We start from the raw sequence: 14,877 nt of genomic DNA, 5'->3' as shown, positions 1-14,877 counted from the left end.
CGCACACCCTTGTGTCGCAGCGAACTTAGCTGATAGAGTAGAGCCATGTTCGATATCCTGGTGTACCTCTACGAGACTTACTATCGCCCCGACGCCTGCCCCGAGCCGGCAGTCCTGGCGCGCAAACTGTCGGCCGTCGGTTTCGACGACGTGGAGATTTCCGAAGCGCTGGTCTGGCTGACGGACTTGAACGCCATGGCCGGTGTCGAGCAAACCCTGACGGCCAGCTCCACAGGCACGCGTTTCTATGTGCAGCAGGAAAGCGACGTGCTGGGCACGGCCGCCATCGGTTTCATCCAGTTCCTGGAAAGCGCCAAGGTGCTCTCGCCGCTGCAGCGTGAAATCGTCATCGAACGGGCGCTGGCGCTCGACGAGGCGCCCGTTTCGCTGGGCAAGCTGAAAGTCATCGTGCTAATGCTGCTGTGGAGCCAGGGCAAGGAACCGGATGCCCTGATGTTCGACGACTTGTTTGTAGACGACGAAGACCTGCCTCCCCGCCTGCTACACTAATAAAAATGTGCATGGCGGCGTTACAGCGTCTTGCCGTACGAGCGTACTGTCTGCGACGCTGCGCCTTGCCCTGAACATTTTTATGCTGTCTTGCTGGCTGCCACCGCAGCCGTTGGTCCGACAATGGCGCCGCTGCCGCGCCATCCCCTTTACTATGTACTGCACCAGCGCGCACGCCAGCCCATTGTGTTTGCGCCTGCGCATTCTTGCTTGCAGATAACTTGCCGAATTCTTCAATAGGCGCTTATCATTGGCCGCTTGACAAGACCACAAGTCACACGGCCTTGCGCAGACAAAAGCGTCGGGGCCTGGCAATGCACTGTATGATGCGCATGCTGAAACTATCCTAGAGCATTTTTCGAGACCACAAAATATGACAAAAACCCTCATCATCGCCGAGAAGCCTTCTGTCGCGAACGATATCGCGAAGACGCTTGGCGGCTTCACCAAGCACGATGAGTACTTTGAATCGGATGAATACGTCCTGTCGTCGGCGGTCGGCCACTTGCTGGAGATCGCCGTACCGGAAGAATTCGACGTGAAGCGCGGCAAATGGAGTTTCGCGCACTTGCCGATGATTCCACCGTATTTCGCGCTGAACCCGATCGCCAAGACGGAAGCGCGCCTCAAAGTATTAAACAAGCTGATCAAACGCAAAGACGTTACCACCCTCATCAACGCATGCGATGCGGGGCGCGAAGGCGAGCTGATTTTCCGCCTGATCGCGCAAAACGCCAAGGCCAAGCAACCGGTCAAGCGCCTGTGGCTGCAGTCGATGACGCCGGGCGCCATCCGCGACGGTTTCTCGCACCTGCGCAGCGATGAAGAAATGCTGCCGCTGGCGGACGCGGCTCGCTGCCGTTCGGAAGCCGATTGGTTGATCGGCATCAATGGTACGCGTGCCATGACGGCGTTTAATTCGAAAGAAGGCGGCTTCTATCTGACCACCGTGGGCCGCGTGCAGACGCCAACGCTCTCGATCGTCGTTGAACGCGAAGACAAGATCAAGAAATTCGTGCCGCGCGACTTCTGGGAAGTGCGCGCCGAATTCGTTTGCGCGGCCGGTATCTATGAAGGCCGCTGGCTCGACACGAAGTTCAAGAAGGACGAAAACGATCCCGAGAAGCGCGCCGAGCGCCTGTGGAGCAAGACGGCTGCCGACTCGATCGCCACTGCCTGTCGCGGCCGCCAGGGCATCGTCACGGAAGAATCGAAACCGACCACCTCGATGGCGCCGGGCCTGTTCGACCTGACCAGTTTGCAGCGCGAAGCGAACTCGCGTTTCGGCTTCTCGGCCAAGAACACCCTGGGCCTGGCCCAGGCGCTGTATGAAAAGCACAAGGTATTGACGTATCCGCGTACCGATTCGCGCCACCTGCCGGAAGACTACATCCCGACCGTGCTGCAGGCGCTGGAAACGGTCAAGGAAAACAGCAACTACCACCAGTTCGCCAAGCAGATCGTCGACAAGGGCTGGGTCAAGCCGAACAAGCGTATTTTTGATAACACGAAGATCTCGGATCACTTCGCGATCATCCCGACGACGATCGCGCCGAAGAATTTGTCCGAACCGGAACAAAAATTGTACGACCTGGTCACGCGCCGTTTCATGGCCGTGTTCTTCCCGCCTGCGGAATTCCAGGTCACCACGCGCTACACGGAAGTGTCCGGCCATCAGTTCAAGACTGAAGGCAAGGTCATGACCAATCCGGGCTGGCTGGCCATCTACGGCAAGGAAGCGTCGACGGACGCCGACAAGGAAAGCAATGGCAACGGCAACCTGGTGCCGGTGGCCAAGGGCGAAAAAGTGCAGACCGAAAGCGTCAACGCCAACGGCCTGGTGACCAAGCCGCCAGCGCGCTATACCGAGGCGACGTTGCTGTCGGCCATGGAAGGCGCTGGCAAGCTGATCGACGACGACGAGTTGCGCGATGCGATGGCTGGCAAGGGTCTTGGAACCCCGGCGACGCGCGCGGCCACCATCGAGGGCTTGCTGACGGAACGCTATCTGATCCGCGAAGGCCGCGAACTGATTCCGACGGCGAAGGCATCGCAGCTGATGACCTTGCTCAAAGGCCTGGGCGTCAACGAATTGACGGCGCCGGAGCTGACCGGCGAGTGGGAATACAAGCTGTCGCAGATGGAAAAAGGCAAGATTTCGCGCGAAGAATTCATGCGTGAAATCGCGCAGATGACGCAAATCATCGTCAAGCGCGCCAAGGAATACGACAACGACACCATTCCCGGCGACTACGCTACATTGGAAACGCCCTGCCCGAATTGCAGCGGCGTAGTGAAGGAAAACTATCGTCGTTTCGCCTGCACCAAGTGCGAATTCTCGATGAGCAAGACGCCAGGTTCGCGCCAGTTCGAAATCGCCGAAGTGGAACAATTGCTGAAGGACCGCACCATCGGCCCGCTGCAAGGCTTCCGTTCGAAGATGGGCCGTCCGTTCGCCGCCATCCTGCGCATCGTGCGCGATGAAGAGATCAAGAACTGCAAGCTGGAATTCGATTTCGGCCAGAACGACGAGAGCGAAGATGGCGAAGGCGTCGATTTCACGGGCCAGACGCCTGTGGGACCTTGCCCCAAGTGCAACGCCGGCGTGTATGAAATGGGCCTGGCCTATGTGTGCGAACACAGCATGGCCAAGCCGAAGACATGCGACTTCCGCAGCGGCCGCATCATCTTGCAGCAGGAAATCTTGCCGGAACAAATGGCGAAACTGCTCAACGATGGCAAGACGGACTTGCTGCCAGGCTTTGTTTCCCAGCGTACCCGTCGCCCGTTCAAGGCTTTCCTCGTGCGCGGCAAGGATGGCAAGGTGAGCTTCGAGTTTGAAGAGCGCAAGGCCAAGCCTGGCGCCAAGTCCAAAGCGGCAGCGACCGAGGTCGAAGGCGAAGAAGGCGCGGTGCCAGCGAAGAAAACGGCCGTCAAGAAAGCGGCAGCCGTCAAAAAGGCGCCAGCCAAGAAAGCGGCGGCCGTGAAAAAGCCGGCCGCCAGGAAGGCGCCGGCAAAGAAAGCGGCAGCGGCGGAGTAATCCGGCGCCAGGCAGACAAAAGCCAGGGATTTCCCTGGCTTTTTTTACGTCCCGATGCTGCCTGGCGCTAGCTTGGCGCTTAGTCCAGGTAGTCGGAATACTCGCGCTGCGCGTAGTTTTGCAGATTCGCCCACGGCTGCGCCTTGCTGACGGTGGGTTGCAGCTTGACGTCGACCCGGCGATAGAAGGTATTCGCGCGGTCGCCGCTCTCGATGATCAGGGGAATCTGCTTTTGCTCATCCCACAGGATGCGCTGGAACACGCCATTCTTTTCCACTTCGCGCCAGCGCGCGCCCGTCACGTTCGATGCCTGTTTCGACAGCGGCATGGCGGCCACCAGTTTCGGGTCCAGCAGATAAAAACTGTTTTCCCAGGAGCCGTCGAAATTGACGTTTTCGTATTCGGCCTTGGGGATGGCGACGACGATCTTGTCATGCGCATCGATGTATTCCACGCGTACGGTATTCTTTTCCAGCATCACGTGGCGCGGTATCAGCACGGGATTGAAGTGCTTGTGTTCATGCTGCGTGGCCGCGCTCGACGTTTTCAATGCCACCTTGGTGTTGTCGCCATGCTTGTGGCCCGCATGCGCGTCGGTCGACGGCGCCAGCACGCGCTCGACCCACACGTGGCCGGGGCGGCGCAGCATCTTTTCTTCGTAGCGGCTCTCGCGTGTCACGCCTTCCGGCGTCAGGACGCGGCTGTAATAGGTGATGCCCAGGTCCAGGTCGGCAGGGGCGGAAGGAGTGGCAGGAGCGGCCTGGGCGCTGGCGGCAAAGCCGGCGGCAAGGAGGACGGCGATCAGGGACGATTTCATGGTGTTGCCTTTACGTGCAGAGGGGCGGAGGGCATACGCCATCCGCCCCGGTGGGGTTACCGTGTTGATGTGGATCAGAAGCCGAAAGCCGCCTTCAGCAAGTCAAACACCTTGGTGTTGTCCAGCGTGCCCTTGAAGGTCTTGGCGCCGGCGCCCGTGGCCAGCAGCTTGACGTCGCCGCCGCCGTGGGTTTCGCTGGCCAGGCGTACGCCTGTTTCTTGCAGGTAATTATCTTTCAGGGCCGTGGCGCTGTCGACGTTGCTGCGCAGGGCAGGGCGGTTCGGGCCATTGCCGAACACCAAGGTGGTGTAGGTATTGCCATCGGCATCCTTGCTTGGCTGGTTATCCTTGTAGCCGCGGTTGATGTCGAGGATATTGTTGCCGCGCTTGCCATAACCGTTGAAGGCCAGGGTGTGGTCATGGTCAGCCGTGACGACGATCAGGGTGTTGGCCAGGGTCGGGTCGGTTTCCTTGATCTTGGCGATGGCGGCCTTGATGGCGTCGTCGAAGGCGATGGTGTCGACCAGCGCGCGCTTGGCATTGGTGCCATGCAAGGCGTGGTCGATGCGGCCGCCTTCGACCATCAGGAAGTAGCCGTTCGCGTTTTTCGACAGCAAGTCGATGGCTTTGAGCGTCATTTCCGACAGGCTAGGCTGGGTCGCGCCTTCGCCCAGCGGTGGCGTGGCCGTACGGTCCAGTTCATATTCCAGGTGGCTGCGGGTGCTGTACAGGCCGATGAACTTCTTGCCGCTAGTCGCTGCCGCCATTTCCGCTTTCGTCGCGGCCACGGTGTAGCCGTTGGCGGCAAATTCCGTCAACAGGTTGCGGCCATCGGCGCGGCCATACTTGTTGCTTGCCGACCAAGGCGTGAAATGGTTGCGGCCGCCACCCATCAGCACATCGACGCCATCGCCCAGGGCCGTGTTGTAGCCAGTGCCGCCTGGCGCCGTTTGCGCGGCGATCGCGTATTGCGCATTGCGGTTGCAGATGTGCGAGAAAGTCGTCGCCGGCGTGGCGTGCGTCAATTCCGTGGTGGTGATGGCGCCAACGGCCTTGCCCTTGGCTTTCGCCAGTTCCAGGATGGTCGGCACGCTCTTGCCGCCGGCCGGGCAGTTGTCCACGCCCAGGTTGCCGTTGGCGTCGCGGCCCGGCTCTTTGGCGATCGTGTCCTGCGCCATCGAGATGACTTCATTGTTCATCTTGACGCCGGTCATGTAGGCAGCCATCGATGGCGCGCTGTCCGTCGTTTGCGCATCGTTCGAGAACGTCTTGATGCGCGCCGTGCGTTCCAGCGTGTCCATCGTCAGGCTGCCGTCTTCGCCGTATTTGTAGATGCGCGACGCCGTCACGACGGACGGGCCCATGCCGTCGCCGAGGAAGAAGATGACGTTCTTGGCGTCGGCGGCGTAGGCGCTGGCAACGCTGGCGGCCACGAGCGTGGTCAGCAAGGAGAGTTTCAGGGCCGATTTCAGTGCGGCGGGTTTCGATGCAACGGGTTTCAAGGTGAATTTCATGTGCTTGTCCAATTCTTGTCTCTTGGGGATTACAGACCGCCGGCGGTCTTGACCAGGCCGAATACTTTGGTGTTGTCGATGGTGCCCAGGAAGGTGTCCGAACCCTTGCCGATGGCACCCAGGAAGACGTCGGTGCCGCCGTGGGTTTCGTTGCCGGCCGCGGTGCGGATCACCGCTTCCTGATGGTAGGTATTGGCGCTGGTGACGGTTTCATCGAGGCTGGCCATGGCGGCGCGGCTCGATTGCGTGCGGTTTTCGCCATTGCCGAAGCCGATGATCGAATACGGTGCGCCATCCAGGTCTTTCTCGACCGCACCGGTGACGTAGTTCTTCACCACGCCCAGCACGCCAGGGTTGCCGGCAGCCGTCTTGCCCGTGCGCTTGGCGTAGCCGTTCAGCACCAGGGTGTGGTCATGGTCGGCCGTGACGACGATCAGGGTATTGGCCAGGGTCGGATCGGTGAGCTTGGCTTTTTCGATGGCGGCCTTGATGGCGTTGTCAAAAGCAACGGTGTCTTGCAGGGCCTTCTTGGCCGTGGTTTCGTGCAGCGCATGGTCGATGCGGCCGCCTTCGACCATCAGGAAGTAACCCTTCTTGTTCTTGGTCAGGACGTCCATGGCCTTGGTGGTCATTTCCGCCAGGCTAGGTTCCTTGGCCGCATCGCGGTCCAGGTCGTAGCTCATGTGGCTGGAGGTGAATACGCCGAACAAGCGGTCGGTCTTGGCCGCATCGACGGCCTTGAAGTCGGTGGCATTGTTGGCGACCGTGTAGCTTTTCGCTTTCAGTTCGGCCAGCAGGTCGCGGCCGTCGGAACGCTTGCCGCCATCCTTGAACGGCTTGAAGAATTGTGCACCGCCACCGAGGACCACGTCCAGGCCGGTGGTGCCCAGCGCGCTGTTGTAGCCGGTGCCGCCCGGCACCAGGGCCGCGGCGATATCGTTTTCCAGGTCGCGGTGGCAGATGTGCGCGTAGGTCGCGGCCGGCGTGGCGTGCGTCACGCGCGCCGTGCTGACCACGCCGGCGGCAAAGCCCTTGGCCTTGGCCAGTTCCAGCAGGGTGGTGGCGGGCGTGCCGTTGCCGGTGCCGCATTTGTTGACCAGCTTGTTGCCGTTGGCATCCGTGCCCGGATCGACGGCGAGCGTGTTGGCCGACATCGAGATGACTTCATTGTTCATCTTGACGCCGGTCATGTAGGCGGCCATCGATGGCGCGCTGTCGGTGACTTGCGCGTCGTTCGAGAACGTCTTGACGAAGGCCGTTTCCGGCAGCGTGTCCATGGTCAGCGCACCGTCTTCGCCCACCGAATAGATGCGCGCGGCTGTCATGGTGGTCAGGCCCATGCCATCGCCGAGGAAGAAGATGACGTTTTTCGGCGGGGCTTCAGCCACTACCTCTTCTTTTTTTGCGTCGCTGCCGCAGGCGGCCAGCATCAGGGTGATGGCGACGCTGCAGCCAGCGACGGAAATTTTTCTGCGTGTCATGTGGTTCATCCGGCTAGGTTTGAAAGAGCTAGCAAGATAACAATCCAATGTGACGTCATCATGACGCTGTGACATCAATCGCAAAGGGGCCGAGAGTCGCGCTGTCACCTATTGCATCGGATTAAGCAACAAACTATTGCGCTTTAACGGGTTTTTCTACCGGATTTAGCAACGTAAGATGCAGTCATCCCAATCATTTTTGTGAAGGCACATCATGTTCTCCAAATCCATCAGCAGCGTTCTTGTTTCCACCCTGTTTGCCGCCGGCGCCGCCTCGGCCGCCGCCAGCGCGCCCCTGACCCTGGAAGTCTTCAACCCGGGCGAAGCGGCCATCTTCCCCGTCGCTTCCGTGCTGGTCGCGGGCAAGCATGACGCCGTGCTGATCGATGCACAATTTTCGCGCGCCGAAGCGCAAAAGCTGGTGGAAAAGATCCGCGCCAGCGGCAAGAAACTGACGACCGTGTACGTCAGCCACAGCGACCCCGATTTTTACTTTGGCCTCGACGTGATCAAGGCAGCGTTCCCGCAGGCAAAAATCGTCGCCACTTTGGCAACGGTGGAGGAAATCCGCCGCAAGGCTGACGCCAAGGTCGCCTACTGGGGACCGATCCTGAAAGACAATGCGCCGCACAGCATCGTCATTCCCGAAGCGTTGACGGGCAAGCGCATCGTCCTGGAAGGCCAGTCGCTGGACATCGCCGGCCCGACGCCAGCGCGCACCTATGTGTGGATTCCATCGATCAAGGCCGTCGTCGGCGGCGTGGTGCTGTTTGGCAACTTGCACGTGTGGACGGCCGATACGCAAAGCGCGCAATCGCGCCAGGACTGGCTCAAGACGCTCGACGGCATTGCCGCTTTGAAACCTGTGACCGTCGTGCCCGGTCACTTCAAGGTGGGTTCGCCCCTGACGCCCGACAGCATCGGCTTTACGCGCGACTACCTGGTGACGTTCGAAGCGGAAACGGCCAAGGCCGCCAATTCGGCCGCCCTGATCGAGGCCATGAAACAGCACTACCCGAGCCTGGGCCTCGATGGCGCTTTGGACACCAGCGCGAAAGTGGCCAAGGGTGAAATGAAATGGTAAGCGCTAACAAGGAGGCCATCATGCCCACACTGCACTACATTTTCGATCCTCTGTGCGGCTGGTGCTACGGCGCCGCGCCGCTGCTTGAGGCGGCGCGCGCCGTGCCCGGCCTGACGGTGGCGTTCCACGGCGGCGGCATGATGACGGGCAGCAATCGCCGCCAGATCACGCCCGAATGGCGCGGCTATGTGCTGCCGCATGACCGGCGCATCGAGCAATTGTCTGGCCAGCCCTTCGGCGACGCCTACGTGAATGGCTTGCTGAACGACACCACGGCCATGATGGATTCCGACCCGCCGATTACGGCCATCCTGGCGGCTGAAGTGTTGGCCGGCAAGGGCCTCGACATGCTGCAGCGCGTGCAGCGCGCCCATTACGTCGATGGCTTGCGCATCGCCGACTTGCCCGTGCTGCTGGCGCTGGCGCAAGAGCTGGGCATGGATGGCGCTGCATTCCAAACGGAATATGCGCGGCAGGCCGGCACCGCCACGCAGCAGCACATCGATGCCAGCCGCGCCTTGCTGGCGCAGGTGGGCGGGCAGGGCTTTCCCACGTTCGTGCTCGACGATGGCAGCGGCAAGCTGTCCGTGATCGATATCGGGAACTTGTTGGGCCAGCCGGCGAAGTTGCAGGCGCAGCTGGGCGGCGTATGCGACGCCCACGGTTATTCATTGTAAATATCTATCACTTCAATAAAATCAATTAGCTTTTCCTTTGTTGTCGACCTCGTTACACTGCTTCCATCAGTCAACAACGAAGGAAAAGCAGTCATGCGCCAACAGCCACCATTCAGTACCGCCTCGGGCATCCCCGTCGCCGACAACCAGAATTCCCTCAGCGCCGGCCCCCGTGGCCCGCTGCTGCTGCAAGACTTTCACCTGATCGAAAAACTCCAGCATTTCAACCGCGAGCGCATTCCCGAGCGTGTGGTGCACGCGAAAGGCTCGGGTGCCTACGGCACCTTTACCGTCACGCACGATATTTCCGCCTACACCAAGGCCAAATTGTTTGCCGAAGTGGGCAAGCAGACGGCGACTTTCGCGCGCTTTTCCACGGTCGGTGGCGAACGCGGCAGTGCCGATACGGAACGCGATCCGCGCGGTTTCGCCGTGCGTTTCTATACGGAAGAGGGCAATTGGGATTTGGTCGGCAACAACACACCGATGTTCTTCATCAAGGACCCGATCAAGTTCCCCGATTTCGTCCACACGCAAAAACGCGATCCGCAAAGCAATTTGAAATCGGCCGAAATGATGTTCGACTTCTGGAGCCATGCGCCGGAAAGCTTGCACCAGGTCACCATGCTGTTCTCCGACCGCGGTACGCCGGACGGCTACCGCCACATGGATGGCTTCGGCAGCCACACGTATAGCCTGATCAATGCCGACGGCCAGCGCGTGTACGTGAAATGGCATTTCAAGACGCGTCAGGGCATCAGGAATCTGCCTGCGGCGGAAGCGGGCCGCCTGGCCGGTTTTGACCCCGACTACGCCCAGCGCGACCTGTTCGGCGCCATCGAACGCGGCGACTTCCCGCAGTGGGAAGTCAAGCTGCAGGTGGCGACGCAGGAGCAGCTCGATGCATGGGAGCAGCGCACGGGCTGGAACCCGTTCGACCTGACGAAAGTGTGGCCGCATGCGGACTTCCCGCTCTTGCCGGTGGGTATTTTCGAGCTGAACCGCAACCCGGACAATTACCACGCGGAAGTCGAGCAGGCGGCCTTTTCACCTGCCAACGCCGTGCCCGGCATGGGATACTCTCCGGACAAGATGCTGCAAGGCCGCCTGTTCGCCTATCACGACGCCCAGCTGTACCGGGTCGGCACGAACCACCAGCATCTGCCCGTGAATGCGGCCCGCTGCCCCTTCCACAACCAGCAGCGCGACGGCGGCATGGCGATCAACAATGGCGGTGCGGCGCGCAATTATGCGAACGTGGCGGCGGCAGGCACGCAGCCGCAAGGCCTGGGCCATGGCGAGGGGGCGCTGGCACTCGATGGCGGCGCGGCGCGCTACGATGGACGCGGCGTGGAAGATAACTTTACGCAGGCCGGCAATCTGTTTCGTCTGATGTCCGATCAGGCGAAACAGAACCTGTTCGACAACCTGGCCGGACCACTGAGCCAGGTGCGCGCGGAAACCTTGCAGCGCCAGTTGGGCCACTTCGACCAGGCCGACCCGGCCTACGGCGCCGGCGTGCGGGCAGCCTTGCAGGCACGCGCTGTGGCGCTGTAGTGTATGTTGCAGGCGGACCTATCCCGTTCCGCCTGTTTGATGCAGCACAAACTAGAGCCGGATATCAAATATTGCAAATATTGCCGTATGGACATATTTGCCTTCCATGCGTAGACTTGTCGGTCTGATGATCGCACCGTCTTCCTGGCGGCGTCCTGACTAGAAAGTCTTGCAATATGAATATGGTGAAGCTGTCGGTGCATGGGGACGACCCCACGCTCAAATCCATCCTGGAAGTCTTGCCCACCGATCCGGAACGGCAATGGCGCAAGGGCGAGGCGAAGGGCGCGAATCGCGTGCATCTCGATTCCGGCTTCGAAGTGCTGATCGCGCAGGCGCCCAAGTCGCAAGTGTTGCCCTCGCGCATACGCAGCTACCTGGCCGAATGCCGCTCACGCGGCGTCACGTTCACCATGCCGCGCATCGTGGCCGAGTTGCAATTGGAGTTGAATGGTGACGATACGGAGGGCGCGCCACTGGACCTGAGCCTGTCCGACATGCAGCACCTGACGGAAATGGGCATCAGCCTGAGTCTGGTGACGCGTTCCGCTGCGGTCTGATATCTGCGACACTGAAAAAATGGCCGCCCAATAAGGCAGCCATTTTTCGTCACGCTTCTTCGAGCTCGACGGTGACCATATTGTCATCCGGCTTGCGGTCGATCAGCTTGTTGTCGGGATCGATGCCCGCCTTGCCGGGCCGGCTGCCGACGATGACGGTGTAGCTCGCTTCACGCGCCGTCATGTGCAGGCGTTCGCGCAGCAGCGGATGGCCATTCGCATCGTCGACGCCGATCTCGATCCAGTCGTGCAGGGGCGCGTCGTGCTCCTCTCCCTGTTCACCGGCCGTCAATTTGCTCGCCTGCACCTTGAGGGTGACGGCGTATTTGCCATCGCTGCGTTTCGTGGCCGTAGCCGACAGGGCGCGGTTGTCGAACAGCACGATTTTCTCGAACAGATCGTCGATCAGGTAAGCCTGCTCGGGTGGCGTGACCTGGCGCAAGCCAGCTATCAGGGCCGTCACGCTGGCATACGGCGGGCCTTTCTGGCCATGGGTCTTGAGCAGCTCGCGCAGCACGCCGTTGACCTTGTCTTCGCCGATGATGTCTTGCAGCAAGTACATGGCCAGGCTGCCTTTGTGGTAGTGGATGTTGGCCTGGTTTTCATTCTCGGCTAGCGGCAGTTCCTTCTTGCGCTCTTCGCTGCGCCCCATCAAGTATTGATTCAGGTCATAGCGCAGGAAGCGGCGCATCTTGGCCGGTCCCACGGTTTTCTTCATCACCATCAGGGCCGAGTATTCGGCCAGGGTTTCGCTGAGCACGGTAGCGCCGCGCGTGTTGCCGCCGACCAATTGATGCGCCCACCACTGATGCGCCACTTCATGCGCCGTGACGTAGAACGGATAGTCGATGTCCTTCGGGTTCTTGTCGTCCACCCTGGCGATGAAGCCCAGCCCTTCCGAGTACGGAATCGTGTTCGGGAACGATTGCGCAAACGTGGCGTAGCGGGGGAATTCGACGATGCGCAAGACCTTGTGCTGGTAGGGGCCGAAGTTTTTCGTGTAGTACTCGAGCGCTTCCTTGCTGCCGCGCACGAATCGATCGAGGTTGTATTCATGGCCAGGATGGTAGTACACGTCGATGGCCACGTCTTGCCAGCGCTCGTGCTTGACGGCGTAGCGGGCCGACTGGAACGCGTAAAAATTCAGGATAGGCTGCTCCATCGTGTAATGGAAGTAATGGCGGCCCTTGGCGATCCAGTCGTTGTCGAGCATGCCCGGCGCGATGGCTGTCTGGCCGTCGACGGTACTGACGGTGGCGTCAAAGTTGATGCGGTCGGCGTCGTTGCTGACGTAATTGTCGGCTAGCCCCCGTGCATCGTCGCGCGGCAAGGCCCGTTCGCGCGCGGGCAAGCCGTGTTTCTTGCGGTCGCGCGGGTCCGTCAATTCCAGCTGCGGCTGGTAGCCGATGTGCGGCAGCACGGCATTCGTGAAGAAGGTGCCATTGGCGACTACGGGCGTGTCCTGGCCCAGGCCGAAGATGCCGCGCGGCGCGTAGCGAACGTCGAAATCGAGGCCCAGGCTGGCGCCCGGCGCCAGCGGCGCTGCCAGGCGGTAGCTGTAAAAGCCCAGCTTGCCGTCATCGAGGCCGGGATGCACGCGCGCATCGAAACGCAGCCGCATGGTGGACGTGGGGTCTTGCTGCACAAAAATGTGGCTGATCGGCAGGCTGGTCTTGTTTTGCAGCACATAGCGGCCCGTGACGGCCAGGGTGCGCTGCGCCGGGTAGATGGCCACGTCGAGTTTCACGTCGGTGATTCTCGGCTGCGGCGTGGCGGCAAACTTGCGGTACTGGCGCTCGACGCTGGCGCGGTCCGCATCGCGGGCGAATTCGGATTTGTAATCGTTGGCCACGTGGAAGACATAGAACAGCACGGCGCCAGCGCCGACGAAGAGCAGGGCGCCGCCGGCAAAACTGGCCAGCACGCCTTGCGTCAGGCCGTGGCGCGCCAGGCGCAATCGGATGCGCCAGCTGTCCTGCGCGCCGCGCGGCCAGAACAGCAAGGACAGCACCGTCAGCATGACCGCCGCGCCGCTCCAGTACAGCAAGTACCAGCGCTCGCGCAACACATAGTGGCCGGCGCCGTTCATGGCTGAATAGATGAAGTCCGGCGTGTTGCCGTACAGCAGCAGCGGGTCGCCCAGGCCCAACGAGGAAAAGCTGATGCTGGCGATGTGGTACAGAATCATGGCGAAATACGCCAGGTACTTGTGATTGATCAATACCTGCAAAAAGATGGCCAGCACGGCGATCAGCGCGTAATGCGGCAGGTGTGACAGGAACAGCGATTCCAGGTACAGGCCAGGGTCGAGGCGGTAATAGCCCTTGAAGACCTGGATCGACATGCCGCACAGCATGATGGCCAGGCTCAGCAGTGCTTGCAGGCCGATCAGCGCAAACAGCTTCGACAGCAGGGGCAGCCAGTTCGGCACGGGCAGGGCGTCGAGCATCAAGTGCGTCCCCGCCTCGCGTTCGCGCCATACCAGCTCGCCCGCGTAGAAGGTGGTAATGATCAGCATGAACAGGGCGAACGAGGCGCTGACCATGTCCAGCACCTTTTCCGTCACCGGATAGGTATTCGTGCCATACATGGAGCCCATGTCGAGCGCGCCGCCATACATGGTCAGCACGCCGGCCAGCACGATGACGACAAAATAGATGTTCTTGATGGTTTCGCGCAGGTTCAGCCAGCTCATCTTGACGAGCAGGGCGGCCAGGTTGCGCTGCGCGAAGTCCGGTGTTTCCTGCGTGGACAGCGAGGCGTTCGACAGGCGCAGCGGCACGTCTCCGTCGCTGCGGCGCTTGCCGGCGCCCGCGTCCGTCGTGGCGTGGAACTGGAAGCGCCAGTAGCCGAGCAGCAAGGCCACCAGGGCGAAGCCGGACCAAATGGCGCGGTTCAGCAGGTACACGCCCTCCAGGGTCACCAGGCGCGTGTTGCGCTCCGCATTCGGCCAGTATTCCGTCAGGCGTATCAGCGCCGTGGTGCCGAAGGGGTCGATCAGGGCGGCCAGGGTCTTGTAGTCGAGGTCGCGCGCCAGCGAGGGTGCCACCAGGTAGCCGATCAGCATGACTACCGAGCTGATGTACACGGGCAGCATGCGCCGCGTCAGGGCGGCGATGACGAAGAAGATGGCGCCGAAGATGAACAGGTTCGGCAGCAAGGTAAACACATACGGCATCAGGTAGGCCAGCGCCCGTTGCGGGCCCAGCCTTTCCGGGTCGATGCCGGGCAGCCAGGCGCCCAGCCACGCACCGATGACGATGCTGGAAAACACCACGGCCAGCACCAGATAGGCGCCCAGGAAGCGGCCAAATACATACTGGTATTTTTTGATCGGCGCGCTGAAGAAGAAATGCTGCATGCCGTACTCGAAATCCTGCTGCACCGAGCGGCCCATCATGGCGGCCACCACCACGGCGCCGAAGCAGCCCAGCAGGCTGCACGTGAACGCCAGCGAGCGGGGCGCGTTGATCAGGAACTTGCCGCCAAAACTGATGCTCGCTTCCTTGAAGACGCCGCCGGCGGCGGCCATCCACAGCATGGCCAGGGCCAAAAACATGGCGAAATACACCCAGGTGGACAGCAGCTTGAGCCGCTGTCGCGCTTCAAAGCGGGCGATGGCAAACATGGCCGCCCC

At 61.2% G+C, this 14,877-nt stretch carries 10 protein-coding genes; 6 read left to right on the top strand and 4 right to left on the bottom strand.

Annotation, left to right across the window (positions count from 1 at the left end; all coding sequences use genetic code 11):
* The first annotated feature begins 45 nt into the window (after positions 1-45).
* Positions 46-510, top strand: a complete 465-nt coding sequence (locus tag ACQ4WL_RS17375; RefSeq protein ID WP_034749287.1) for a Smg family protein — start codon at positions 46-48, stop codon at positions 508-510.
* A gap of 373 nt (positions 511-883) precedes the next feature.
* Positions 884-3,550 (top strand): DNA topoisomerase III, encoded by a 2,667-nt coding sequence (locus tag ACQ4WL_RS17370; protein ID WP_436510853.1) that lies wholly within the window; start codon positions 884-886, stop codon positions 3,548-3,550.
* Between the two features lie 79 nt (positions 3,551-3,629).
* Here ACQ4WL_RS17370 and ACQ4WL_RS17365 read toward each other — a convergent pair whose 3' ends face one another.
* From ACQ4WL_RS17365 to ACQ4WL_RS17355, 3 genes are all read right to left on the bottom strand, one after another.
* Positions 3,630-4,367 (bottom strand): hypothetical protein, encoded by a 738-nt coding sequence (locus ACQ4WL_RS17365; protein ID WP_436510852.1) that lies wholly within the window; start codon positions 4,365-4,367, stop codon positions 3,630-3,632.
* Positions 4,368-4,441: 74 nt separating this feature from the next.
* Positions 4,442-5,827, bottom strand: coding sequence for an alkaline phosphatase (locus ACQ4WL_RS17360; RefSeq protein ID WP_436510918.1), 1,386 nt, complete (start codon positions 5,825-5,827; stop codon positions 4,442-4,444).
* Positions 5,828-5,910: 83 nt separating this feature from the next.
* Positions 5,911-7,362 carry an alkaline phosphatase gene (locus tag ACQ4WL_RS17355; protein WP_436510851.1) on the bottom strand — a complete coding sequence of 484 codons (1,452 nt, stop codon included), beginning with the start codon at positions 7,360-7,362 and terminating at the stop codon, positions 5,911-5,913.
* A 214-nt stretch (positions 7,363-7,576) separates the two neighbouring features.
* Here ACQ4WL_RS17355 and ACQ4WL_RS17350 point away from each other — a divergent pair, with 214 nt between their 5' ends.
* The 4 genes from ACQ4WL_RS17350 (at position 7,577) to ACQ4WL_RS17335 (ending at position 11,240) form a co-directional block, all read left to right on the top strand.
* Positions 7,577-8,446 carry an MBL fold metallo-hydrolase gene (locus tag ACQ4WL_RS17350; RefSeq protein WP_436510850.1) on the top strand — a complete coding sequence of 290 codons (870 nt, stop codon included), beginning with the start codon at positions 7,577-7,579 and terminating at the stop codon, positions 8,444-8,446.
* 20 nt (positions 8,447-8,466) lie between these two features.
* The gene (locus ACQ4WL_RS17345) at positions 8,467-9,123 is read left to right on the top strand and encodes a DsbA family protein (protein ID WP_436510849.1); all 657 of its coding nucleotides are present in this window, start codon (positions 8,467-8,469) and stop codon (positions 9,121-9,123) included.
* A gap of 93 nt (positions 9,124-9,216) precedes the next feature.
* A complete protein-coding gene (locus tag ACQ4WL_RS17340) occupies positions 9,217-10,680 on the top strand; it encodes a catalase (protein ID WP_436510848.1) in 1,464 nt (487 codons plus the stop codon).
* A gap of 176 nt (positions 10,681-10,856) precedes the next feature.
* On the top strand, positions 10,857-11,240 hold the full coding sequence (locus tag ACQ4WL_RS17335; RefSeq protein ID WP_436510847.1) for a hypothetical protein: 384 nt from the start codon (positions 10,857-10,859) through the stop codon (positions 11,238-11,240).
* 49 nt (positions 11,241-11,289) lie between these two features.
* On the opposite strand, the gene ACQ4WL_RS17330 is transcribed toward ACQ4WL_RS17335, so the two are convergent.
* Positions 11,290-14,868 (bottom strand): ABC transporter permease/M1 family aminopeptidase, encoded by a 3,579-nt coding sequence (locus ACQ4WL_RS17330; protein ID WP_436510846.1) that lies wholly within the window; start codon positions 14,866-14,868, stop codon positions 11,290-11,292.
* Between the last annotated feature and the right edge of the window lie 9 nt (positions 14,869-14,877).

Source organism: Janthinobacterium kochi, assembly GCF_051380715.1.
Lineage (GTDB): Bacteria > Pseudomonadota > Gammaproteobacteria > Burkholderiales > Burkholderiaceae_D > Janthinobacterium.
This window is presented reverse-complemented; position numbering and strand designations above follow the sequence as displayed.